Genomic DNA, 24,075 nt, shown 5'->3' on the forward strand with positions numbered 1-24,075 from the left:
AACTAGATCGCCCTGACTTCGGTGTCGGGCGAGACCTCGCGGAAGACTTCGTCGACATTGATCCGGTCGGCATCGCTGATGAAGCTCGCATCACGGAAGACGGCCTTGAGGGGCTGGCGCTCTGCCAGGCCGCGCACCAGCGCCGTGTCGACCTCATCGTCGAAACAGGCAAGCAGGGCGCCACTATCCACCGAGAACACTTTGTGCCGGTCGACAGTCTCCCGCGCGAACGGTAGCGACAGGTTGAGACCCCAGTCGAGCATGACCTCGAAGAGAATGTCCTCACTCGTTCGACCTTCCTTGATGGTCTCAACCATGTCGAGCAGAGAGGCCTGATTCGCAGCATCGGGCGTTGTTGAGACCTCCGCGAGGTTGCTCGAATCGACTCTGAACGCGCGGAAGCCGGTGTCACCGTTCCAGCCTGAGGGCTTGCGACCGGCGACAGCGCGCTCACCTGCCTTAGATATCCGAATCTTCGTCAGCTCCGAAATTGTCAGAGGCTTATTGGCCCTCTGGAGGTAATTAATCGCGTTCTGGATCGTAGACTTGGCAGAACCAGTGGCGGACTTCAGGTTCTCCTCCAGAGACTCCGGAAGCTGAACGAGAATTACAGGGCAATTGAGTCCGGTCCGCTCACAAAGGTCGAAGGCAGCTTCTGCAGTCGTTCCAGACCCTGCAAAGAAGTCCATGATGATGCCGTCACGACCGTCGAGAACGTACTCGAACAAGCGCGAGAGTTCGAAGTGATCCTTCGGATTGTTGAAAACTTGCGCCCCCATCAGATTGCGAAGGTGACGGACCGACACTTGCGATTGCTTGTAGAAGTATGTTCCCCGTACCTGCGTAGCCAGTTCAATTTCATCATCGCCCGCGTCACTTTCAAGAGACTCATCTTCGCCCGCAATTGGACGAAGATGTGATTTACGAAACGGTGGCTCCGTGTGGTCCTCCCTGAACACGATCAGGCCCAGAGCGATCCTTCGCTTCATCTCTTCTTCCCCATAACGCCAACCGGCCTCTGGGACTTTGCACGGCTGGCCGGAGATTGGATGAATGATGTCGTAGCGCGGGCCGCCACCGCCGGGCCATGAAATGTTGTCGTCTCGCCACGGCCCGTTTGCATCAACATGGCGCGTTCGCGCCTATTTTTTTGCAGGATTCGACTTCGGGAGATCCTTGAACCATTGTGTCAATTCGCGTTCGACGGCCGCATTGTCGTTACCGTAGACATCGCGAAGACGGACATACTCGTCCCATATGTCGCGAGTTCCCGGCTTCTCCTCACGCCATGCCGTCCCCAGCTGGCGAAGATGCGACTTCGATTTCGCGTAAACAAGGACATACTCATGCCCGATGGAGAAGAACTTGGCGTCGTTCTTTCGACCCTTCTCCCACACGAGCTGCGCAATGAAGTTCTGCTCGCCGAAGACCTCGTCCATAAGTCGTCGGAGCGATGCCTGTTCTGAGTCATCGATACTGACGAGTATGACGCCGTCTCGGGCTAGGAATCGCTTCGCGAGTCGAAGCCGCGGATAGATCATGCTCAACCAGTCCGAGTGGAATCTGCCGTTCGCCTCGGTATTTGTCACGAGACGTTCTCCACCCTCGTTCACCTGGTGCGACGCTTCAAGGTACTCGTCGCGGGATGAAGCAAAGTCGTCTTTGTAGACCAGGTCGCCACCGGTGTTGTACGGCGGGTCGATGTAGATCAAACGGACTTTGCCGAGGTACGACTCTTGAAGGAGCTTCAGCGCGTCGAGGTTATCCCCCTCGATGAAGATGTTCTTCGTGTTCTCGAAGTCCACTGAGTCCTCCGTAAGAGGCCGAAGCGTCTTCGCCACAGGTGCGTTTGAGCCGAACTCGGCGGAAAGCTTCCCGGGCCAATCAATTTGGTACCGTTCGCGCGATCCGTCAACGACATAGTCCGAGAGTTCCTGACGGAGCTGATCGAAGTCGATGGCCTTCCTGAGGCTGCCGTCGGCGTCGAGGCTCTCGGTGACGACGCTGGGGAACAATTCGGCGAGCTTGTCGATGTTGGCGTCTGTCAGGTCTGGCGACGTCATGCGCAGTTTCTCCATAGTTACCTCTGTTGTTCCAGTTCTAATTGCTTTGTCTTGAGAGTGCGGCGCAGATCGATTTTGCGGTTAAGTTGCGGCTCGGTGCGGAGCTTGCGTTCCAGGGCGGCTATCTCGCGTTCGAGCTTTTGCACGGCCTGTAGTCTAACGCCGACCTCTGACGCTTCCTCGCCCGGCCGGCTCGACACTGGGGTTAGCGGGTCCAGGAGTGCGGTGTAGAGGGCGGGCAGGGTGATGGCGGTCGGGAGGGGCTGTCGCTTCGTGTTGGCGGGCTGCCATCCGGTCGAGTAGTAGGCGCTGAGCTTTGGGGCGCCAACGCCGAGCTGCTTGTGTGCTGCGACCATACGGACGGACCGTTTCGTGCCGTCGTCGCGGGTGATCTCGAAGATGACCGGGAACGGGATCGCTTTGTCGATCGCGGTCAGCACTTGATCGCAGACGTTATCAATCTTGGCGTCGATCTGGAAGACCTGCACTTCGGGCACCGCCGGGTTGCCGGGGAGATTGATCGTAGCTTCTGCCAGCTTATAGACCCAGGTTATGCGCTGGACCTCTGAGACGAACGTCTCCCTGACGGCGCTAGTGACGGTGCCGCGCTCGTAGAACTTCTCTTTAGGCACGCGGCTGCCGAATTTCGCCGCAACAGGCCATCGGTACAGCAGATCAGCCATTGGCTGGCACACCCTGGGCGGGGTCGACGACGGCAATAAAAGCGATCAGTTCGAAGTCGTCCAGGCCTGCGATGGTCTGGGTCAGGGCCGTGGTGTGGCCAGCGCTGAAGAGGCTGTCGATGTCGCGTTCCTCAGTGACATCGATCATCGAGTGAATCGCATCCGTGAGCAGTTCGGAGTACTTGCCCATCTCCGCGCCCTCGCGCGTAGCTGCATTGAAATCATGCACAACGTCGGTGACCGGTTCGTTGTAGGGGCGGCAACCTCCGCGGATGAGGTCGAGAAGGTGCTTGGCTTCGGTGTGGTCGCTGACGATGTTGCCGTCGTCGTCGAGGTAGACGAGGTAGTGCGGGTGGAGCCGGTTGCCGCGGTTAATGTTCTCGTCGGCATTCACGTTTCGCAGCACGAAGATCACCCCCGGCTTCAACCCCTTGGCGGGGTCGGCTGGGATGACGGTGTGAAGGCCTTTGGGGGCTGTAGAAAGGTCGCCGCATTCCTTGATGTAACCGAGCAGGTCCATTCGGAAGTCGTTGAGGCCCAGGTCGGTGATGGAGACGCCGGTGCGGACGTCTTCCAACTCGATGACCTCATCCTGGAGCTTGCGGAGCTGTTCTTTGCGGAACGCGGCGTCGGAGTCCTCGAGGGTGAGGACATTGTCGTTCGCGGTGCCCGCGAGGTCGGCGATGACCATGCGGTTCTCGACGCGCTCTTTGAGGTTGATGTATTCGTCAAGGGAGATATCTGGCCAGAAATTCACCAGCTGAATCTGGGCGTTGATGGATCCAATGCGGTCAATGCGGCCGAAGCGCTGGATAATCCGGACCGGATTCCAGTGGATGTCGTAGTTGATCAGGTAATCGCAGTCCTGAAGGTTCTGGCCCTCGCTGATCACGTCCGTGCCGAAGAGGACGTCCAGAGCACGCGTTTCGTTCGGCATGGTTAGGTGGCGTTGCTTTGAGCGCGGGGAGAACAACGCCATCACCTGCTGGAAGTCGAATCCGGTACCCAAGCTCGTCTTAGAGCCGTGGCTTCCGCCCGTGATTACGGCGGCCTCGAGTCCAGCCTTCTGGAGGGTGGGGGCAAGTTCGCGGTAGAGATAGTTGGCGGTGTCTGCAAAGGCGGAGAACACCAACACCTTGCGGTTACCCGCATTGATTGGATGTGCGGCCTTGTCGGTGATGAGCTGTTTGAGCCTCTGTAGCTTCAAGTCTTGGGTCGGGACGACTTTGCGCATCTCGTCGAGCAACTCGCGAAGAGTCTCGCGGTCGTTCCACAGGTCGCGCTGCCAGGACTCGATGTCGAGATCCTCGAGGTCGATCTTGATCTTCTCGCCGAACGAGAGCGCCTCGACGTTCGCGTCGTCCTCGTCATCCACATCAAAATCGAGTCCCGCTAGGTCAGCGCTCACTTCTGTGAGCGGGCCTGCGTGGGAGTCAAGGCGCTGCAGGGTCCGATTTACGGAGCCCTCAATCTTCACCAGCGTCAGCCGGAATGCGTCGACCGAGCTCTCCAGCCGCTTGAGGAGGTTCACGGTCATGAGCTTCTTCAGGCCTTGCTCGCGGCCCTTCTGGCCGAGGTTGGAACGGGCGCTGCCTGCGGTGACGTTGTAGAGGTCCTCGTACTTGCCGATCCTGCTCGGGAACACGTACGCCAGCGGAGTGTAGACGGCGAGGGTGAGGGCTTGGAGCTGCTCGAAGATGTCATTGAAGCCCGGTGCTTCCGCCAAGCCGGTCAGTGGTTCACGGATTGACATGGGTGCCAGCCGTTCGGGGAAGGTACCAATCTCTGTTGTGTCGTAGAACGCTTGGATGTGCTTGCGCGACCGAGCGATCGTCACCGAATCGAGGAGTTCGAAGAAGTCGAAGTCGAGCATCTGAAGTATGCGCTCGCTCGTGCGGTCCTCCGGGGCAAGCTTGGACCATTCGTTGAAGACGCGCTGGGCGTCGCTGAAGACCTTCTCGACCGTCGTCGAAATGTTCAAGTGCTGGGCTAGGTTCTCCGACTCACCCTCGTAGGCGAGCTGGAGCTGGTTCTTCAGGTCGTTGAATCGGTTATTCACCGGGGTAGCCGACAGCATCAGCACCTTGGTCTTCACGCCCTCGCGGATGACCCGCCGCATGAGTCGCTGGTAACGGGACTCTTTCTCTTCGGCATAGTCGGCGTTGCGGAAGTTGTGCGATTCGTCGATGACGACCAGGTCGTAGTTGCCCCAGTTGATCCGGTCCAGTCGCAAGCCCAGCGACTCGCCACCGGTGCGCGAGAGGTCGGTATGAGCGAGGACGTCGTAGTTTAACCGGTCTTCGGCGAAGATGTTTGTCGTGAGGTTGGCGTTGTAGTTCGTCCAGTTCTCGGCGAGCTTTTTAGGACAGAGCACTAGCACCGACTTGTTGCGCAGCTCGTAGTACTTAATCACCGCTAAAGCGGTAAACGTTTTGCCGAGGCCGACGCTATCGGCGAGGATGCAGCCGTTGTAGGTCTCCAGCTTGTTGATTATTCCCGTCGCCGCGTCGCGCTGGAAGTTGTAGAGGCTCTGCCAGACCTTCGTGTCCTGGTAACCGGTGCGGTCGTTGGGCAACACGTCCTCGTTGATCTCATCGAGGAACTCCCCGAACAAGTTGTAGAGGATCAAGAAATATATGCGCGCGGGGGAGTTCTCTGCGTACACGCTGGCGATATGTTTGTGGACCGCCTCGGTGACGTCGTCGAGCTGTTCCGCATTGTTCCAGATCTGGTCGAACAGCTGGATGTACTGGGCCGTCATCGGGGCCTCGTCGATGCGCTGCACCATATTCGAGACTGCGTTGCCGCGCTCGTAGCCAAGGTCGGCGGTGGTGAAGCCCTGGAGCGGCATGTATGCGGCTTTGTCGTCTACGACGGCGAACTGCTGCATCGGGTTTCCAGTCGCGTTTGACCGGAAGGTGACCTTGCGGCGCACCCAGTCTGCGCACTCCTTCGCGATTGCTCGCTGGGTGAGCTTGTTCCTGAGCCGAACCTCAAACTCGGAGCCGTACAGGTTCGACTCGGCTCGACCGTCCACGGGGATGAAGAACTCGCGCCGCTCTTTGGGGAGTTTTCCAGTCACCTGAGTTGTCAGGAACGACGGAGAAGTGAAAATGAATTCAAGCTCATCGACCTGCTCAAGTTCCTTGCGAAGAGCCTCAAACGCGAAGATCGAGAACGTTGACGCGGCGATGCGCACCTTGGACCCGGATGTGACCTCGGCCTTGAGATCGTCACCGAGCAAGTCGTTGACGTTGTCGATGATCTTCACGAGCCCCCCGGCAGAATCTAGAACCTCTGCTTGTCCAGGGGTCACTCAGCCGAAATTTATCATGAATGGCGCCGGTTCCCCTGCATTGCCAGGCAACCCAGGGGCCGTGCGCTGAACACAGGTATCGAGCCAATCGTCCATCGGGCTTGGGGGAAGTTGCGCGCCGGCCTGCGGTGTGGCCCTAGGTTCAGCCCTCGACCGCGGGTGCCTGGCGTGCCTCTCTGTCACATGTCACTTGAGTGGGCTGCGCCCTACAACTCCCCCTGAATCGCGGCCGGCGCGAGGCGGTCTCGTTCCAACGCGTCGAATGTCCTGCCATCGACTGTCTTCCAGGCAGTTCGACCGTTGACGCTGCCGCCCACGACTGCGGCCGCGGCGCCGCTGGGACTGTTGAACTGGTGATCTTGCTGGAACACGATCTGAGTCCCCTCGACGGTCGCTATTCCTTGTGCGAGCAAGGACTCACGTCGCTTGATGAGGCCGGGCTCGGCGCTGGGTGCCGGCACAGCATTGCCGCGGGAGCCCCGTCTGACCACCAGACCCGACGCGTTCGCGTAGGCCGTGGCGTTGCAACCCCGCTCCCGGAGGATAAGTTCTTCGTGTTGCATGCCGACAGCCGCGCGGGGGACGGATTGAAGCTCCTGATGAACGGGATAGCCCAAGGTTGCAAGGAGCATGGAGACCGTTTCCATGTACTCTTGGCATTCCCACTCGAGCGGAACCGGCGTGTGCGGGTTGCTAGCAGAGTTTCCGTTTTCTAATGCGAACCGGGCGGCAGCGGAAGCCCTCTGAATCGATAGCCACTCCAAGTAGGCAACGTGCGTGCTCGTCCAAGTGTTGGTCAGCGATACAGCAACGAGTGCCCTCTCCCAGAAGTCTTTTCCGGAAGCATGTTGAGCTAGCCTTGTGCCGACGTTCTGTGTTTGCCCTATGTAGCAGCGCGGAGCGTCCTCGTCGGACGGGCCGAATAGGAAATACAGCCCGACCTGCCCCGCCTCCGACATTTTGGTGAATTCGGCCAGCAACGGGCGGGGGATTTCGAATACGCGGACAGTCCTGGTGGTGATTTCAGCCTGGCGGATACCTGAAGGATCACCTTGGGGAAGGAAGATCTGGATAGTTTGAGGTCGCGAATTCATGGAGACTCCGGTTCACGTTGTGGGTTGGGCGCGGCGATCAAGAACGACGGTGCCACACTTACTGACAGCCAGGCCACATTTGAGTACATGGAAGCCGGCCGCGGCGATGCTCTGAGAGACCAGTGGCCGCCACGCAGAGACGAACCCACATGGGAGGTCGACCTACCCAATTCGGGAGTCAAACAAACCTGGGCCGAGAGGTTCACCCTGCTTTCCCGTGGAGGCGGAGGTTGGGTGTCACTCCACCGAGTACTACTCTGGGCTGAGTTGAGGTGGGCGGCGCCGACGCAGGCGCCCAAGATGGGGGAACACAATGGGGCTTTCCAACCGCGAGTACGTTGGCCGTGCTCTGGATACCTTGGCAGCCAGCCTTGGTTCACACATTGCTTCAGTACTGGAAGGCGTTGCGCCGGGCATTTCGTGGCCGAAGCTTCTGGAGCACAAGGATGCCAGCGCCGGGAGAGCGCCGATAACATACTCGTCCACGGATCTGAGCGTGCAGCTCCGGGTCATGACGGAGCCGTTGGGATCCCTTGGCTACCCCTTCAACCTCAGCCACGACGCCCGAAGCTACACCTCCGAGCTTCGCCAGACCCGAAACCTCTGGGCCCACAACGAGACCTTCGATGACGCTGACACATACCGCGCGCTTGATACTGCCAGCCGCCTCGCCAAGCATCTGGAGCTAGAGGGCGCGGCGCAGGCGCTTAGCGCCCTGCTCGCTGAATACAAGTTGCGCGACAGCGCAGAAGGCGCAGGCCAAGCGCCGGAGGCCCCGGTCAGGACAGAAGCAAGAGAACACACGGAGCCGCTCGAGGCGCCAGGGAGCCCGGTGAAAAAGCATGCCGTGGAAGTCGAGGTTACGGCCGCCGAGTCGCTCAGCTATGCCATGGTGCACAACGGCTTCAAGTTTGTACGGCAAATCAAGATCACCAACCCGGGCGCGGAGATTCGCGGTGCTGTAGTCCGCGTGGAGGCGTTCGCCAGCACGGGCAGGATCTCAGAGGACTTCCAGCAGTACGTTGACCTCGCTGCTGGGCAGGCGATCGTCTTGGACGATGTCGACGTGCACGTCTCCGCCGCCACGATGTATGAGCTCTCCGACAAGCAGCCTGGCCGAGTGGTTGTCACGATCGAGAGCGGTGCCGCCGGCTCAGCGGCAACGAATCTAGGCAAGGCGGAAGCGCGCCTTCAGCTCCTCCCGGCCCAGCTCTGGATCGCCGGCAGAGGTCTCGTCTCCTACGAATTCTTAGCAGCGTTTGTTCAGCCTCATCACCCTGCTATCGCCAAGTTGGTCTCCGAAGCGGCCGACATCCTGGCAAGCACCACGGGCAGCAGCAGCCTTGACGGGTACATGGACGGTGCCGAACGGGTGGACGAAATAGTCTTCGCGCTGGCTGAAGCAGCAAGCAACCGCGACATCCGATACAGCATGCCACCCGCCAGCTGGGGTCTGCAGGGCCAGCAGGTCCGGACTCCAGCCCAAGTGCTGGAAGAGCGCCTGGGAACCTGCCTCGATACGACGGTCGTCATGGCAGCCGCGCTTGAGTTCTGCGGCGTCGCGCCGCTTCTGTGGGTCGTCGACGGTCACGCGTTCCTTGGGTACTGGCGGGAAGACACAGGGCTTTCGACGGCGGCTTCCGACGACGTCCCCGAACTTGTCAGTCTGGTCCAGCGCGGCTACATCGGTCTGGTAGAAACCACACTGCTGGCAAGCAGCCAGCCCATCACCCCGGCCATGCTCCGACGTTCCCCGGAAGCTAACTACATCGAAACGGGTCACGACGAAATTCAAGCAGTCACGGATGTCCGCCGCGCCCGGCTTGATGGCATCTACCCTTTACCCGCACGAACTACCGCTCCCTCCGGAGAGCTGGTCGTCACCAAGTACGTCCCGCAGGCCAAGGTTGCCCCGCTCTTTCCAGAGAAGGCAGGCAAGTTAGCGCCGCGTCTGGGGACCGCGTCAGATGTACCGCCGCGCGTCACCCAGTGGAAGAACGCGTTGCTGGACCTCAGCCTCAGAAACCGGCTGATCAACTTCACCGACACGGCACGTTTCCCGTTAGCCGTTCCCAGCACGTGGATTGGCCCGTTCGAAGATCTCGTCAACAACGGCACCCCCATCAGCCTGCTTCCGTCCAACCAGATCAGCGCCGTCCACCAGGAACGCGGCAACCGTTTCGGCCGGGACCTTCCGCAGGACGAACTTATTGGCCTCCTCAGCTCTAAAAAGGCTGTCTTCGCCGAGGTCACCGAGGAGGCCTACAACTCCAAAATGCGGGGCCTGGCCTACAAAGCCAAGACCCAGGCCGAAGAAACCGGCGCCAATAACCTGTACCTGGCCCTCGGGAGTTTGCTTTGGGACCTGGATGGCCGAGCCCTGCGTTCGCCGCTCGTGCTCGTCCCGGTCAACCTGACTTCTGCTGGAAAGAATGGCCTGTACCGGGTCACGTTGGATGAAGCCGGGCAGTCAACGCCGAATTACTGTCTGCTTGAGAAGCTAGCCCAGACCCATGGCCTTCGGATTCCCGGTCTGGCCGAACCCACGGAAGATGGATCCGGCATCGACCTCGACGCCGCCTTCAACGCCGTCAGGGAAGCCGTATCGGCCAAGGGACTCGCGTTCCGGGTGGAGAACACCGTGGACCTGTCCATGCTGCAGTTCGCCAAATTCCGGCTCTGGAAGGACCTGGACGAGAGCTGGGAGCAGTTCGCCAAGAACCGACTTGTGGACCATCTCATCAGCAGCCCTACAGAACTCTTCAACGATCAGGTGGATGTTGCAGAGGAGCCGGATCTCGATGCTCTGTCTGCGCTGTGTCCCATCCCGGCCGACTCGTCGCAGCTGCAGGCCGTCGCCTCGGCGGTTGCTGGCCAGACCTTCGTGCTGGAAGGTCCTCCCGGCACGGGCAAGTCCCAGACCATCACGAATCTGCTCACCCGAGCGATCGTCGAGGGTAAGCGGGTCCTGTTCGTCGCCGAAAAGCGCGCCGCTCTGGACGTTGTGCAGAAGCGCCTCCAGGAGGTGGGCATGGGTCCCTTCTCCTTGGACCTGCACGACAAGGGCAGTAAACCGGCGGCCGTCCGGGCCCAAATCAAGCACGCGTTGGAGCTGCGTGTGGATTCCGATGCCCAGCAGCTGGACACCGCGTCCACCGACCTCGCGGCCGCGCGTCGCGGACTGGTTCGCTATGCCAGCCGTCTGCACGAGGAAAACGGCGCCCAGCTGTCCCTCTACAGTGCCCGGACCAAAGCCTTGACGTTCGATCCGGATATCCCCGGGCTCCCGCTGGGCGCGGATTTCGCCTCTTCGGCAAACGCGGCGGTCCTTGAGCCCGTGCGGGCCCTCTTGCGTGAGCTGCCCGAGTACACCGACCGGGCCCGCCCCGCGGCTGAACACCCGTGGCGGTTCGTCACCTTCGCTGCCAGCCCCGACGTCAAGGCTCAACTTACCGAGGTGGGACGCCGAATCGACGAGGCTCTGGACGTTGCCGGATCCGTTGACGGGCTGCCTGACGTCGTCGTGTCCGCCGCATCCCCTGACGACGTTCGCACGCTTGCTGCGCTCCTTGAGGATCGCAGTGTCCCGGTGGAAACCCTCGACGTCGTCAGGTCTGGTCAGTGGTCCGCCGGCGCCCAGCACCTGGAGCAGTTGGTGGCGGCGTTCGCGGCGGTGAACCACCCGGGCCTGGACAAGGTGGGCCCTGAAGCCATGGAACTGCCGCTAAAAGAGATCCTGGGCCGCGCGGAACAGGCGGCGGCCAGCGGCTTCTTCGGGCGCAAGAAGCGGTTGCTGGCAGTAGTGGCGGAGCTTGACTCCGTGGTGCACGCGGGTGCGAGCATCCGGCCTAAGGAACTCGTGCCGTTGATGCAGAGTCTGGTCGCCGCGCAGCTCGAGATCCGCGGACTCCAGAGCGAAGCGCAGTCGGTTCCCGGTGTGGCCGTCCCCCGTGGCTGGAATCCCTTGACCGAGGCCGGCCAGCAGGCGCTGGAACGTCGCCTCGGGTGGTTGCGGTGGGCGGCGCAAGCCGTCCAGCCCAACGCCGGCGACGGAAGAGTGCCCTTCCAAACGGCTCTGCGCACCTTCCTCGACGGCGGCCAGCCCGTCCACGAGAACGTCATTGCCTGGCTGTACGAGCTCGCATCAGCGTGGGAAGCCTTGACGGACGTCCCGGCCGTCGACCAAGTCGAACTCGCACGCTGGACCGGGAACAGGGGATTCCTGGACGCTTGGGGCAGCACACGCGCCGCACGCAGTCTCGACGCCGCAGGGTCCCGCGCCTTGGAACGGTGGCTGGAACTGCTGCACCATGTGGAGCCGCTGCGCTCCGTGGGCCTGCCCGGCGTGCGCAACGCAATTCTGGACGGCGAACTCGACGCGGATGACGCCGCCACAGCTTTCGAGCGGGGACTGGCGGAGAGCTCCCTGGAGGAACGCGGCCGGGCAACTGGACTGCAGGATTTTGACGCGCAGGCCCACGAACGAACCATCGAGCGGTTCACCACCAGGGCAACGCTGGTACGCGAGCTGCTCAAACGCAACCTTGCCGCCGGCGTCCTGAATTCACGGCGGGTGTCGACGTCGTCGACCTCCGGACGTATGGGAGAGCTGCAGCGGCAGCTGACCCGGCAGCGCGGCGGTCTCACCGTCCGCAAACTGATGGAAAACTACGCAGACCTCATCACCCAGATCATGCCCTGCACGCTCGTCAGCCCGGATTCCGTGGCACGATTCTTCCCGGCACGAGCCGGCCTCTTCGACATTGTGGTGTTCGACGAAGCATCGCAGATCCGGGTGGCAGACGCCGTCGGTGCCATGGGCCGCGGCGCCTCGGTGGTGGTGGTGGGTGACAGCAAGCAGATGCCCCCGACGTCGTTCGCAGAACCGTCCAACGATTCCCTCGACGATGCGGAGAACGAGATCGCCGCTGTTGAGGACATGGAGTCAATCCTGTCTGAATGCGTTGAGGCGCGCGTTCCGAGACAATGGCTCTCCTGGCATTACCGCAGCCAGGATGAATCGCTCATCGCGTTCAGCAACCAGCAGTACTACGAGAGCAAGCTCTCGTCCTTCCCCGGTCCCTCCCACGGAGCCCCGGACCCCGGGGTGCGCGGTTACGGCGTAAATTACGTCCGAGTCGACGGCCAGTTCCACCGGACGGGAACTTCGAAGGTGCTGCGGACCAACCCCATCGAGGCGGCCGCCGTCGTGGCGGAAGTGCGACGGCGGTTCGAGGAAGGCTCGGGTTCGCCGTCGGTGGGCGTGGTGACGTTCAATCTGCAACAGCGAGCATTAATCGAGAGCCTGCTCCGCGACACTGATGACCCGCGCATTATCAAGGCGCTGGACGAAGACCCGGAGGGTCTCTTTGTGAAGAACCTTGAAAACGTCCAGGGTGACGAGCGGGACGCCATCCTTTTCTCGACTGGCTTCAGCAAAAACGACAAGGGCTACCTGCCGCTGAACTTTGGCCCGTTGAACCGGGCCGGCGGCGAACGGCGGCTGAACGTGGCTGTGACCCGAGCGCGGCGGCAGGTCATCGTGTTCTCCAGCTTCAGCCCCTCCGAGCTGCGGGCCGAGGAGACAAGCTCCGTCGGGGTCAAGCACCTGCGCTCCTATCTGGATCTTGCCGAGCAAGGAACCGGCGCCCTGCCCTATGACGGCCGCCGCACCATGGCGGTTGATCTTCACCGCGAGGAAATCGCCGACGCGCTCCGGGACCGCGAGTATGCCGTCGCCACCGACGTCGGGCTGTCCGACTTCAAGGTCGACATCAGCCTGGCTTCGCTGGACTCCCCCGACCGGCCGTCCATGGCCATCCTCCTGGATAGCCCGGCCTGGGCTGCGCGGCGCACGGCGGGGGACCGGGATGGATTGCCGGGGGATGTTCTTACCCGGATGATGCGCTGGCCGTCAGTGCAGCGTGTGTGGCTGCCGGCCTGGATTAGCGACCGTGAGTCCGTGCTGGACAAGCTGGAGAAGGCGTTTGTTGAGGCGGGTTCGGGGATTTCTGGCGGCGAAGTCGAACCGGTTCGTTCCGTGGGAGTGGAAGGTCTGAATGCTGAGCCGGCTGTTTCAATCCCTGGAGTCGCTTTGAACAGCCCGATACCAACGGCGGCCGCTACTGCCCATGCTGGCGGCCTTGCTCCGCTCTTGGCTTCCGCGGGCGGCGGATCCGGGGGCGGCGGATCCGGGGTTTCGGCAGCTGTCGTCGACCAGGAACATCCCGAGTACAAGCCCTGGACCGTCCGTCGCTTTGGTGGCAGGGACGTCCTCGATGCGCTGCCTTCCAGGCGTTCGGTACTTGCCGTGCGGGACGCCATCCGCACCATTGTGGAAGCGGAAGGCCCCGTGCACCAAGAGCGTCTGGCCAAACTCGCCTGCGCGGCGTTCAACCTCAACAAAATGAACGCGGACCGGGCCAATTCAGTCCTGGACGCGCTGGATTCCTCGGTTCACCGCTGCGACCGCGACGGGTTCATCTGGGACGCATCCGTTGACCCGGCGGAATGGACTGATTTCCGGCCTAACGGACAGGAAATCGACCGGAAACCTGAGCACATCAGTGTTGTGGAGCTTCGCAACGCCATGGTGGACGTGGTCCGTGGCTCCGGCGGGATCTCTGTCAGCGAGCTGCACCGGGAAACGATCCGACTCTTTGGCGGGAAGCGGCTGACTGCCGGTATCACCGCGCGGCTGAACGAGGGGCTTCAGTATGGCGTGGATACGGACAGGCTTGAGCTGCGCGGCGACGTGGTGCACCTGGCCGCGTAGTGCGGCGTTGGAACAAGGTGTGGCCGGGCAGGTACGCCCGGCCACACTCATCCGAATTTGGGAGGATTCCAGAGCAGAGTCGGCGCACCTGGCTGTCTCGAATTTCTCCGCGGTCCCTGGTCATTTCCACCACACAGTGAAATTGTTTAAAAACAGCTGGGTGCAGTATCCGAGACACCAGAGGTGGAAGAAGCCGGCGATGGGACGCAGGACCTTGAAGACCGGCGGACGTGACTTTCCATAACTAACTCTCACTCCGGAGCTCATTCAGCAGATTCTGGCTCAGTAAAAATCGTCCAAGGACATGGCTTTCTTTCCTACCGGAGCACTCCCGGGGTAGGTATACCCCAGCTCTCTACAGGAAACGGCTGCCAGCAGTTCCATATGACGGTAATAGTTCAGGACGGACTTCAGGCTGGCATCGCCGATTTGCGGAGCGCGTCCCAGCTTGTGCTTTGCATTCATTAGGTATCCAAGAGCTCGCAATGCCACACCTTTACGCGTTTCCTCTTTACCTATCCATTTGATCGCTTCATCAGAACCATAATTGCTGACGGCCAACTGAACACGCTGTGCGACCTGACTCATATAGTCCGCGACGACTGCTTCCGGACCATTGCTCCGGGCACTCGAATCGATTTCCAGTTTGCGGGCATAGTCCTCCACCGGTGTCGCTCTTCCCCACTGATCCATCAGGAAGAGGGCCACTCCCGATGATTCGGCTTCATGAATCGCAGCCGTCGTGTATCCTGACGTTGAATAGAAGAGGTGATGCTGCAGCTCTGGGCTTGCGCCACGAAGTTGCTGGATCATGGGGGCGCCCACTGGGACGCCCTGCACCTTAACTTGTGCGACCGCATGCGAATGAGCTATGTCCACACCCTTGTCGCTGGAGCCGCCGGTGAGGTGTGATCCAGGAAACCCGAGATGCTTCATGTGCTCTAAAGCGAAGGACTCAGCAGCCCGCCAATCGGTCATCAGAACGAAGTCTTCTCGTGTGGCAGACCCCGCCGTTTCGGCCGTTACCTGCGACAGGTCGGGAGCCTCTGGAACATCATCAACTGATGGAAGGCGAAGAATATCGAAACCGGCCCCCTTTTGTATTAGCTCCAGAGTCGGTGAATCACGGTCATCAAGGAAAACCTTCACGACCAAGTCACCGAGTGACGTAGTCCAGCTTGGTTCGGGATCAATTTGAGCAGATCCGATGCTCATCCCACCAGCGGCCGGACCGTCAATTGTGAAGGCAGGACCTAGCTGTTCAGTCACCATAATCCAACGGCGCATTGTGCGTGCAAGAAAGTTCGATGCCGCACGACTAAGCTTTCTGTCCTTGGCCCGCAGGACATTCGCTTCTACCCATATATCGCCGTCTGCCAGAACCTCGACGTGATCACCAGCAGGGACCGCATCGAGAATTTTTAGGGCTAGTCCATCCGAGATCTCCCGGGCGTTCCTTGATTGCTTGTACTCATGCCACGCCCACGCTGTGCGTGCATCATTTGCCAATATCTCACTCATGGGTGCAGCCTAGCTGGCTGATCCGATGCGACGCCGTATTTACGGCAGCGTCGAGCTCAATTGGGGCTGACTGCGTGCGGGAACGGGCGCACTCTAGGCAGTCCGTCAGGCGCAGCTTTCGTGTGCGTTCTCGTTCGAGGCTTGAGGCTCGTCCTCACACGCGGGTCTCATGAGGTCGCGAACATCCATCCTCCTCTTGAGGACCTAAACCTTCGGGGTCGGAAATCCTGCTTCCCGTAGTTCCTTCGCCTTCCATTGTTCGCCGATGGCCCTCTTGAAGGATTGAATGTAACGTTCTCGAGCCTGATACAGCGGGCGCCACCACGATCATCAGCGAACTGACCCAGGCGCGGAAGGAAATGGCCGCCTCCAGCCGGGTGACGGACGAGGTCCTGGACCCCAGCCAGGAGGACGTCCTGGCCCGGGTGCCGGAAATCACCGGCGGTACCGGCGCCGACGTCGCCTTCGAATGCGCCGGCGTGAACGCGGTGCTGGACACCATGCTCGACGCCGTCCGGCCCGGGGGAGTCACGATCGTGCTGGACGGCCTCTGGAGCAGGGCTTCGACACCCTCATCAACCACAAGGACACCGCCGTGAAGGTGCTGGTGCATCCGTAGCGGCTACCCAGAGGGGCGTCACCGGCCCGGGCGCACGAGCGTGGCCCACGTATGCCAGAGCATCGCTGCGAGGGTGGCGAGGAAGGCTGCGACAGCCAGCCACAGCTCCGTGCGTCCGATCAGCGCCACAATGGGCAGCTGGTCGGCGCGGCCCAGGTAGATCCCGGCGACGGCGTACATGCCCAGCGGAAAGATCACACTCCACAGCCCGGGTTCGTAGGACAACGGCACCTTGTGGATCACGTGTCGCCACCAGCCGGCGGCGAGGAGGACCGGGAAGAGCCAGGAGGCGAAGGCCCAGAACACCACGGAGGAGCCGGCCACCAGCCCGCGGGTCGCGTCCACCATCGGCGCGCCGGACATCTCGACGATCCGCGCGCCGGCGAGGACGCTGATCGCCATGGCGCCCATGGCCACGAAGTAAGGTGGCCGCAGGTCCTCGGGCCGGATGGGGTAGGTCATGAGCCGCAGCGAGACGAAGATCCCCACCGCGGCGTACAGGATGAGCCCCACCGACCAGGCGACGACGGCGACCAGCGCCAGCGCGGCGCGCCAGTCCGGCCCGGCCTGGGGTTCGAGCGAGGCTGCCGCGACCGCCACGGACTGGCTGGCCACGCACCAGATGAACCAGCTGCCGTTTGCGTCCTTCACCACGGGCCGCTCGGCGCGGCCCAGGACGGCGGTCCACGGCACCACATAGCCGAGCACCACCCAGGCGAGGACCGCGACGGCCAGCAGCGCCGCCGTCGTCCCCGGCCACCCCGCCATCCCCAGCCGCACCCCGAGCACGTTCGTGCCGGCGATGAAGGTGAAGAACCCAAACGCCCGGGCAGGATCCAGGAAGTCCCGGCGCATGTCGGCGCGGAACCAGACCAGGCGCACCACGCTGAGCACCAGGATCACGGCGTAGGAGATCCCGCAGACCACCAGGAGTGCCGCCGACAGGGCGGTGAAGCCTTCGAGCTCGAGCCCCACCGAGATGATCCCGCTGGCCATCGTGAGGGCGAAGTACCCGGGGGTGAGGGTCTGCACCGCCTGGGAGATACGGCAGCCGAAGGGGGTGCGACCGGCAAGGGCAGTGGACATGGCACCCAGCTTAGGGCTTGCCGGTTTCACCCATGCCGCTCCGTCGCAGCAGCATCCCGCAGCGCCAGCGCCGCCTGGACCAGTGCGGTGTGCGTCAGGGCCTGGGGGTAATTCCCCAGCAGCGCCCCGGTGCCCGGATCGGCTTCCTCGCTGAACAGGCCCAACGGGCCGCCGGCTTCCAGCAGCGCTTCGAACAGTTCCTCGGCTTCTGCGGCCCTTCCGGTGAGAGCCAAGGCCTGGACGAGCCAGAAGGAACAGGACAGGAAGGCGCCCTCCTTCCCGGGCAGTCCGTCCTGGCCGGGCGGGTAGCGGTAGAGGAACGGGTAGCCGGCGGACAGCTCCGCGGCGACGGCGTCGACCGTACCCCGGAGCCGCGCCGAACCCGGCACCTCGAAACCGGTCACCGGCAGGATCAGCAGGGCCGAGTCCAGATCGCTCGAGCCGTAGGAGCGGGTGTAGGTATTCCGGGACGCATCGAATCCCCGGACAGTGATGTCGGCGGCGAGGGCGGCTCGCGCCGTTTCCCAGCGGCGCCGCCGTCGTGCGCTGACGCGGTGGGTTTCGGCAATGCGCAGTGCCCGGTCCAGGGCCAGCCAGCCCATGATCTTGGAGTGCACATGGTGCGCCGGATCATCGCGGATTTCCCGGATGCCGGCGTCGGGCTCCGGCCAGCGCCGCGCCACCAGATCCGTGAAGCCGCGCATCGCCCGCCACGTCTCCGAGTTAAGCCGGTGCCCCTGTTTGACCAGGTTCCAGGCGGCGTCGAGGACCCAGCCGTAGCCGTCGAGCTGGTGCTGGTGGGCGGCGCCGTTGCCCGTCCGCACCGGGGCGCTGCCCGCGTACCCCGGCCAGCCCGCCAGGGTGCGCTCGCGGGGGACATGCCCGCCGGTGAGGGTGAGCAGGGCCGGCAGCCGGGGCCGCTGCAGCCGGCTGGCGTGCAGCAGCCAGTTCAGGAAGTTCAGGCCGCGGCGTCCTTGCCCACGGCGAGGAACGCGGCGATGCCGATGCTGGCGTCCCGCGGCCAGGCGTACCGGTAGTCCCAGTTCCGGAGCCCGCCCGGGTCCTCCGGCAGGGACGTGGTGGGGGCGGCCACCGGCGCGCCCGACGGCGAGTAGGTCAGCAGCTTCAGCGTCAGCAGGCTCCGCAGCACGGGTTCACGGAACGGGACGTCGTCGCTGACGCCCGCCGTCCACTCCCGCCAGCGCGCCTCGTCGGCGCCCACCAGCTCCCACGCGCTGTCGGGATCCACCCAGATCAACGGCTCCGCGTAGGCCAGGGCGAGCACCAGCACCACCGGACGGCCGGGCACCACGGTGACGGCCGCCGTCGTCCCCGGCTCCACCCGCAGCCCGCCGCTGCAGCCCAGAGACATGGCCAGGGCGCCCCACTCGCAGACCACGTGCTGCCCGCGCCGGACGCGCGGGCGGAGGTGGCGCTCGCCGAAGCGCGGATCAAAGGCGCCGGCGCCTGCGCCGGTGCGCCTTCGGCCTCCAGCCTCCGGATCAGGAGGGTGGTGGGGAGCAGTTGGCCGGCGACTTCCGCGACCATCGCCTCGGTGAGGGTGAGCGTGCCGCCGTCGGTGGCCCAGACTGTTTCCAGCGTCGCGGTGTGCGGCCGGTATCGCCGGACGATTCGTTGGGCGGGCCGGGCGGGGCAGGCGCGGAAGGTGCCGGCCTCCGGGCCGCCGGGCAGGGAGCCGAAGACGGGGCTGCCGTCGGCCGAGACCAGGGCGGCCGTGCGGGTGTCGCCCAGCAGCCCGTAGTCGGCGAGGGTGGGGGAGGGAGCTGTGGCGTCCACGGCGCTTCACCTTCTTTCGCGCTGCGGTCAGCGGACCGTGAGGAGCAACCCGAGCAGCGAGCCGTAGACCAGGTGGGCTGCCACCGCCACGGCCGGGGTCTGGATGCCGTAGTTCAGGCCCAGCAGGCCGGGTGGTTCCAGGGCGGCGCGGCTGGCCGGACCGGCCCTGGTGCTGGCCATGCGGGGATGGATGCCGGGCAGCAGCGGCAGGATGATGGTCAGCGCGACGGCGACGTGCAGGAGGCCCAGCAGCGCGCCGATCCACCAGGTGGCCCTGCCCAGCAGCGCGAAGACCGCCGCGTAGCCGAGGGCGAAGACCTGCCCGGCCGCGATGTGGATGAAGAACCCGGCAATCCGGGCCCTGTCCGGGTCCGGCGTGACGAGGCTGCCCAGCACCAGCGGCAGGTCCAGCCGGGTCCAGCCGGCCATCTGGCAGGCGATCATCACCGCGGTCAGGGTTGTAGTGGCCAGTAGCCCGAACAGTGCCCAGCCTGGCCAGTCCATCTGAACCGCCGCCGTGGGTTCGGGCGTGCGGGCCGCCGGGATTGGTTCCATAACGCACCTACAAAAACTGGATGCTTCAGCTTTAAAGTAGCCCCAGAGGGACCGGCAAGGGCCGGACTGCCCGGCGGGGGCGACGTTGGCACCGCGGACGTCATCGATCGCTGGTGGAGGGCACCGTGCCGGGGCGCATCCATACGTAGCAGGCCAGGATACAGGCGACGGAAACCGGGAGCGCTGCCGAAAATCTGTTCCCGGCCGCCGAGCGCAAGGAGCCCGTTACTCTCGCGATACAGCCGCCACGTCGCCGAACTGGGCGGACGCTATTTCAACTGTGCCAGTATGTAGCCAGCCAACAGGAAAGGTTGTCGACGGGACCATGAGAGCAGCGCTATTCCTTGACTTTGATAATTTCTTCAGCGGCTTGATGGCAGCGGACCCGGCATCCGCCACGGCACTCGTTACGAGCCCTTCACGATGGCTCCACAAATTGACCCGTAGCAACTCCGACGACGCCACTCGCCGATGGCTGGTGCTACGGTGCTACATGAATCCGGCGGGTTGGCTTCCCGACCCGCTAAAACCCGGCGAGCGTTTGTATTTTTCTAAGTACCGGCCTTTTTTCACGCAGGCTGGCTTCGAAGTCGTGGACTGTCCGGCACTGACCAGGGGGTCGAAAAATGGCGCCGATATTCGTATCGTCATCGATGTCATGAGCGCTCTGAGGGCGAACACGAGATACGAGGAGTTCGTTGTCGCATCCGCCGACGCGGACTTCACCCCTCTACTTCAAGTCTTGCGAGCAGATGACCGTCGAATTTCGGTTATTGCCACTTCGGCAACTGCGACGGCTTATGAATCGCTTGCCGACCGATTCCTCGACGAGCAGGACATGTTTGACTTGGTCGCCGAAGGTCCTGCCGCGGACACTGAACTCGAATTAGAGGAATCGAGTCCCGAACTCAATGACCTGCCGTCCGCACCTCCGCCGCTGGTCGCTGTTTCAGATGTCGGTCCGCAGTACCAAGCATTTTCGGAGAGGGTGCGCGAAATCTACTCCCAAGCGACCGCTCCTATCAACCTGGCGCGTTTGTCGTCCGACCTCCAGATGATGTCGGGAACTGGCTCAACAGATGGTGCTTGGTTTGGAGCAGGATCGTTTCTTCGAGCAGTTAAGGACTTGGAACTTCCCGACGTCCGATTTTCGCAGCACCACCTGTGGGATGCCGTCCGCCACAACGAGCCGGTAGCAAGGCCGAAGAGCTCGAGGCCCAGCCCGCCAGCCATCGTTATGAATTTTGCGGAGGTCACCGGGATGCCGACGATAGCTTCGAGCGGATGGGCGGTCATTTATCAGACCCTCCAAGCGTATGCGGAGCAGCACGTCTTCAACTTCACGGAAGCCTCCAAATGGTCCCGGGATCAGGCGGTGCGAAGCGGTATAGAGATCCCACGTCGGGCATTTACGTTTGCTATTCGAGCATGCCAGAACGGCGCCGTCGACCTGTCCGCGAAACCGGCCCCGGACGCCCCGACCATCGCCCGGGCACTGTACAACGGCGTCTTGCGGAGAGCCGAGCTGGCAGGGCTGGAAGCAACCGCAGCGGAGAGATGCGAACTTGCAGCGTGGCTCCACTTCCAGGAGCCACAGAGTCAAGAGTGATCCTTTTCCCCCCGATGCCTTCCCAGCGCTACTGGCAAGCGAAACGTCTGACGGCGTCCGGCGTCGGACGCCGCCGTCGTCGGCTAACCCTCCGCAGCCGCCTCCGGCCGTTCGTCGATGCCGCACCACTCAGCGATGAACAGGGCGATGCTCTTGGTGATCCGGCGGATGGATTCGACCGAGACTCGCTCGTCGAAGCCGTGGATCGCTTCAGAGACTGGGCCGTACACCAGCGCAGGCGTGCCGGCGTAGAGGGTGAAGACCCGGCCGTCCAGGTAGCCGGGGGTGGTGAAGCTTTCCAGCTCCCGACCGAACACCTGCGCGTGGGTGCGCTCCAGCACGGCCTCGGCCTCGCTTCCCGGTTCCAGCACGTAGCCTTCCGAGAAGAACCCCGTTTTCTCGCCCACTGCCTTGATCGGGGCGGGCCCGCGGCCCAGGGACTCGAGGCACTCCTGGAGTTCGGCCCACGCCTGTTCGGCGCTGATGCCGGGATAGATGGCCGCCCGCACATCGAACTCACACCAGGCCGGGACACTGGAGGGCCAGTCCCCGCCCGCGATCCCGCCGAAGTTGAAGTTGATCGGGTGGTCCAGGTCTTCGAAGTAGCGGTGCTGGACCCGGTCCGCGTTCCACTTTTCCTCGACCTCACGCAGCGCCACCATTGCTGTGTACGCGGCGTCGATGGCGTTGAAGCCGGTGCCCATCTCACGCGGATGGGTTGGGCTGCCGGTGACCCTGACCTTAAACCAGAGCACGCCCACGTTGGCGCGCACCAGCATGTCCTCCTCGGGTTCGGGAATGATGACGGCGTCGGCGCCGTAGCCGCGCATCAGGGCGGAGAGGGAGCCGTTGCCCGTGCATTCCTCCTCCACGACGGACTGGAAGTGAATGCGGCCGGCCGGCTCGAACCCGGCGGTGCGGACGGCGTCGAAGGCGAAGAGGTTGGCCGCGAGCCCGGCCTTCATGTCGCCTGCGCCGCGGCCGTACAGCCAGCCGTCGATGATGGGGGCGTCCCAGGGCACGCGGGACCAGGCCTCGGACGGGCCTTCAGGGACGACGTCGATGTGGCCGTTGAGGATGAGGGAACGGCCGCGCTCGGCGGCCGGCCGGTAGGTGCCCACCACGTTGGTCATCCCGTCATAGGACACCGTCACCGGGCCGAAGCCCTCATGGGCGGACAGCTCCTCGGCGTTCAGCTCCCAGCGGTCCATCTCCAGGCCGCGGCCGGCCATGGCCCCGTGCATCAGGTCCTGGGCGCTGCCCTCCCGGGTCCGCAGCGACGGGTGCCGGACCAGGTCCTGGGTGAAGGAAAGCTGGGCGTCGAACGCGGCGTCGACGGCGTCCAGAATGCGCCGGGTTTGGTCGTCACTGAGCATGTTCGTCTCCTAATGAGCTCGGGGAGCCGTCCGGCGGCGGACGGCTCCCCGAGTGTGGTGGTTGAGCATTTGCGTAAGGTTGAGCTACGGCCCGCGGCCGCGTCCCGGCGTTAGCTGCTGGCGACGAGCTTCTTGTCCTGAACGCGCAGGCGCTCGCCGAAGAACCCGCCGACGGCGGTGAGCAGGGAGATGATCGCCAGGATCAGCGCCGCACCCCACGACTGGTTGTTCGAGATGCCGAGCATGGCCGTGGCCAGCAGGGGCATGAAACCGCTGGTGGCGCCGGCGATGTTGTAGCCCAGGGCCACCCCGGAGTAGCGCAGCTTGGCCGGGAACAGTTCGGTCAGCAGGGCGCCGTTGACGGCGTAGGCGACGGCTATGAGCATGATGCCGACGGTGATGGCCAGCGTGATCATCAGCGGCGACTTGGTGTCGATCATCGCAAAGAGCGGGAACGCCGTCACGGCGCTGACGATGCCACCCCACATGGTGACCTTGCCCGGCCCGATCTTCTCGGCCAGCCGGCCCATGAGGAAGGTGACGCCGATCTGGGCAACGGCGGCAACCAGCGTCGCGTTGACCATGACGTTCCGGTCCACCTTCAGGGTGTTCGCGCCGTAGCTCACGACGAAGGTGGTGATCATGTAGAAACCGCCGACGCCGAGCAGAGCAGCGAGGACTGCCACCAGCAGGCGGCCACCAGCGTGGCGGAAGACGTCGAGGGCCGGGACCTTGGCCGTTTCGCCTTGGGCGAGCAGGTCCTTGAAGATGGGGGATTCCTCGACTTTGAGGCGGATCCAGAGCGCGATACCGAGCATCGGGAAGGCCAGCAGGAACGGAATGCGCCAGCCCCAGGCGTCAAAGGCTTCGGACGGGAAGAGCAGGACGAGCGAGAAGGCACCGGAGGCCAAAAGTGTCGCGACCGGCGAGCCGACCTGGACCAGCGCGGCGTACCGGCCGCGCTTTTCGACCGGAGCATGCTCCACGGCCATGGTCACTGCCCCGCCCCACTCGCCGCCGACGGCAAGGCCCTGAACCAGACGCAGAACAGCGAGCATGATGGGCGCAGCCAGGCCGACACTGCCGAAGTCCGGCAGCAGACCGATGAGAGCGGTGGCCGCGCCGATCATGACGATGGTCATCAGCAGCGCCGGCCGGCGGCCGTAACGGTCGCCGATGTAGCCGAAGATGACGGCGCCGATCGGGCGGGCGGCGAAGCCGACGCCGAAGGTGGCGAAGGAGGCCAGCAGGGCGGCGGTGGGGTCCATGTTGGTGAAGAAGAGCCGGTTGAAGACCAGCGCCGCGGCGGTGCCGAAGAGATAGTAGTCGTACCACTCCAGAGCGGTCCCGACGAAGGCTGCGCGGGCAATTTTTCCGGCGTCTTTGCCGGAGATCACCGGAGGAGCACCTGCGGTGGAGGAGACTGAGTTGGAGGTCGTCACTGGGTGAGCCCTTTCGAGCGGGGTTGAGTTTTGCGTCTCGGGTCCCGCGGCGGTCGAAAGGCCAAAGCCTGCACTGCTGCGGTGGTTATCCTTGAGCGTAGGCGAGTGACAACGCCCACAACAATGACAATATCCACCC

General features: G+C 63.3%; 16 protein-coding genes. 3 read left to right on the forward strand and 13 right to left on the reverse strand.

Going from position 1 to position 24,075, the window contains the following annotated elements:
* Positions 1 to 2: 2 nt before the first annotated feature.
* From AC1DGI_RS12060 to AC1DGI_RS12080, 5 genes are all read right to left on the reverse strand, one after another.
* Complete coding sequence (locus tag AC1DGI_RS12060) at positions 3 to 989, reverse strand: site-specific DNA-methyltransferase (protein ID WP_476899002.1); 987 nt, start codon at positions 987 to 989, stop codon at positions 3 to 5.
* Positions 990 to 1,142: 153 nt separating this feature from the next.
* Positions 1,143 to 2,063 carry a site-specific DNA-methyltransferase gene (locus tag AC1DGI_RS12065; protein WP_476899003.1) on the reverse strand — a complete coding sequence of 307 codons (921 nt, stop codon included), beginning with the start codon at positions 2,061 to 2,063 and terminating at the stop codon, positions 1,143 to 1,145.
* 17 nt (positions 2,064 to 2,080) lie between these two features.
* A complete protein-coding gene (locus tag AC1DGI_RS12070) occupies positions 2,081 to 2,746 on the reverse strand; it encodes a DUF4391 domain-containing protein (protein ID WP_476899004.1) in 666 nt (221 codons plus the stop codon).
* Positions 2,739 to 6,017 carry a helicase-related protein gene (locus AC1DGI_RS12075; protein WP_476899005.1) on the reverse strand — a complete coding sequence of 1,093 codons (3,279 nt, stop codon included), beginning with the start codon at positions 6,015 to 6,017 and terminating at the stop codon, positions 2,739 to 2,741. Before AC1DGI_RS12075 ends, AC1DGI_RS12070 begins: the two co-directional genes overlap by 8 nt.
* A 251-nt stretch (positions 6,018 to 6,268) precedes the next feature.
* On the reverse strand, positions 6,269 to 7,156 hold the full coding sequence (locus AC1DGI_RS12080) for a GIY-YIG nuclease family protein (RefSeq protein ID WP_476899006.1): 888 nt from the start codon (positions 7,154 to 7,156) through the stop codon (positions 6,269 to 6,271).
* A 313-nt stretch (positions 7,157 to 7,469) separates the two neighbouring features.
* Between AC1DGI_RS12080 and AC1DGI_RS12085 the strand changes: the two genes are divergently transcribed.
* Entirely contained in the window at positions 7,470 to 13,931 is a 6,462-nt protein-coding gene (locus AC1DGI_RS12085) for a DUF4011 domain-containing protein (protein WP_476899007.1), read from the forward strand.
* Between the two features lie 282 nt (positions 13,932 to 14,213).
* Here AC1DGI_RS12085 and AC1DGI_RS12090 read toward each other — a convergent pair whose 3' ends face one another.
* On the reverse strand, positions 14,214 to 15,452 hold the full coding sequence (locus tag AC1DGI_RS12090) for a restriction endonuclease (protein ID WP_476899008.1): 1,239 nt from the start codon (positions 15,450 to 15,452) through the stop codon (positions 14,214 to 14,216).
* Positions 15,453 to 15,811: 359 nt separating this feature from the next.
* Between AC1DGI_RS12090 and AC1DGI_RS12095 the strand changes: the two genes are divergently transcribed.
* Complete coding sequence (locus tag AC1DGI_RS12095) at positions 15,812 to 16,051, forward strand: zinc-binding dehydrogenase (protein WP_476899009.1); 240 nt, start codon at positions 15,812 to 15,814, stop codon at positions 16,049 to 16,051.
* Between the two features lie 38 nt (positions 16,052 to 16,089).
* Here AC1DGI_RS12095 and AC1DGI_RS12100 read toward each other — a convergent pair whose 3' ends face one another.
* The 5 genes from AC1DGI_RS12100 to AC1DGI_RS12120 all read right to left on the reverse strand — a co-directional run bounded on the left by AC1DGI_RS12100 (position 16,090) and on the right by AC1DGI_RS12120 (position 19,509).
* Complete coding sequence (locus tag AC1DGI_RS12100; RefSeq protein ID WP_476899010.1) at positions 16,090 to 17,157, reverse strand: tellurite resistance/C4-dicarboxylate transporter family protein; 1,068 nt, start codon at positions 17,155 to 17,157, stop codon at positions 16,090 to 16,092.
* 26 nt (positions 17,158 to 17,183) lie between these two features.
* Positions 17,184 to 17,981 carry a glycoside hydrolase family 15 protein gene (locus tag AC1DGI_RS12105; protein ID WP_476899011.1) on the reverse strand — a complete coding sequence of 266 codons (798 nt, stop codon included), beginning with the start codon at positions 17,979 to 17,981 and terminating at the stop codon, positions 17,184 to 17,186.
* Positions 17,982 to 18,115: 134 nt separating this feature from the next.
* A complete protein-coding gene (locus AC1DGI_RS12110) occupies positions 18,116 to 18,442 on the reverse strand; it encodes a glycoside hydrolase family 15 protein (protein WP_476899012.1) in 327 nt (108 codons plus the stop codon).
* Entirely contained in the window at positions 18,412 to 18,954 is a 543-nt protein-coding gene (locus tag AC1DGI_RS12115) for a trehalase-like domain-containing protein (RefSeq protein WP_476899013.1), read from the reverse strand. Before AC1DGI_RS12115 ends, AC1DGI_RS12110 begins: the two co-directional genes overlap by 31 nt.
* Before the next feature lie 27 nt (positions 18,955 to 18,981).
* Positions 18,982 to 19,509, reverse strand: a complete 528-nt coding sequence (locus AC1DGI_RS12120) for a hypothetical protein (protein WP_476899014.1) — start codon at positions 19,507 to 19,509, stop codon at positions 18,982 to 18,984.
* 325 nt (positions 19,510 to 19,834) lie between these two features.
* Between AC1DGI_RS12120 and AC1DGI_RS12125 the strand changes: the two genes are divergently transcribed.
* The gene (locus tag AC1DGI_RS12125; RefSeq protein ID WP_476899015.1) at positions 19,835 to 21,118 is read left to right on the forward strand and encodes an NYN domain-containing protein; all 1,284 of its coding nucleotides are present in this window, start codon (positions 19,835 to 19,837) and stop codon (positions 21,116 to 21,118) included.
* An 83-nt stretch (positions 21,119 to 21,201) separates the two neighbouring features.
* Here AC1DGI_RS12125 and AC1DGI_RS12130 read toward each other — a convergent pair whose 3' ends face one another.
* Together AC1DGI_RS12130 and AC1DGI_RS12135 are read right to left on the reverse strand one after the other, a co-directional pair.
* On the reverse strand, positions 21,202 to 22,494 hold the full coding sequence (locus tag AC1DGI_RS12130; RefSeq protein WP_476899016.1) for an ArgE/DapE family deacylase: 1,293 nt from the start codon (positions 22,492 to 22,494) through the stop codon (positions 21,202 to 21,204).
* A gap of 110 nt (positions 22,495 to 22,604) precedes the next feature.
* On the reverse strand, positions 22,605 to 23,936 hold the full coding sequence (locus tag AC1DGI_RS12135) for an MFS transporter (protein WP_476899017.1): 1,332 nt from the start codon (positions 23,934 to 23,936) through the stop codon (positions 22,605 to 22,607).
* Positions 23,937 to 24,075: the final 139 nt, after the last annotated feature.

This window comes from Arthrobacter sp. 05N428_2, from assembly GCF_056397065.1.

Coding starts and splice junctions, on each gene's coding strand:
- AC1DGI_RS12130 (WP_476899016.1), bottom strand. CDS start 22,494: ATGCTCAGTGACGACCAAACCCGGCGCATTCTGGACGCCGTCGACGCC.
- AC1DGI_RS12125 (WP_476899015.1), top strand. CDS start 19,835: ATGAGAGCAGCGCTATTCCTTGACTTTGATAATTTCTTCAGCGGCTTG.
- AC1DGI_RS12060 (WP_476899002.1), bottom strand. CDS start 989: ATGAAGCGAAGGATCGCTCTGGGCCTGATCGTGTTCAGGGAGGACCAC.
- AC1DGI_RS12085 (WP_476899007.1), top strand. CDS start 7,470: ATGGGGCTTTCCAACCGCGAGTACGTTGGCCGTGCTCTGGATACCTTG.
- AC1DGI_RS12090 (WP_476899008.1), bottom strand. CDS start 15,452: ATGAGTGAGATATTGGCAAATGATGCACGCACAGCGTGGGCGTGGCAT.
- AC1DGI_RS12100 (WP_476899010.1), bottom strand. CDS start 17,157: ATGTCCACTGCCCTTGCCGGTCGCACCCCCTTCGGCTGCCGTATCTCC.
- AC1DGI_RS12120 (WP_476899014.1), bottom strand. CDS start 19,509: ATGGAACCAATCCCGGCGGCCCGCACGCCCGAACCCACGGCGGCGGTT.
- AC1DGI_RS12065 (WP_476899003.1), bottom strand. CDS start 2,063: ATGACGTCGCCAGACCTGACAGACGCCAACATCGACAAGCTCGCCGAA.
- AC1DGI_RS12080 (WP_476899006.1), bottom strand. CDS start 7,156: ATGAATTCGCGACCTCAAACTATCCAGATCTTCCTTCCCCAAGGTGAT.
- AC1DGI_RS12070 (WP_476899004.1), bottom strand. CDS start 2,746: ATGGCTGATCTGCTGTACCGATGGCCTGTTGCGGCGAAATTCGGCAGC.
- AC1DGI_RS12095 (WP_476899009.1), top strand. CDS start 15,812: ATGGCCGCCTCCAGCCGGGTGACGGACGAGGTCCTGGACCCCAGCCAG.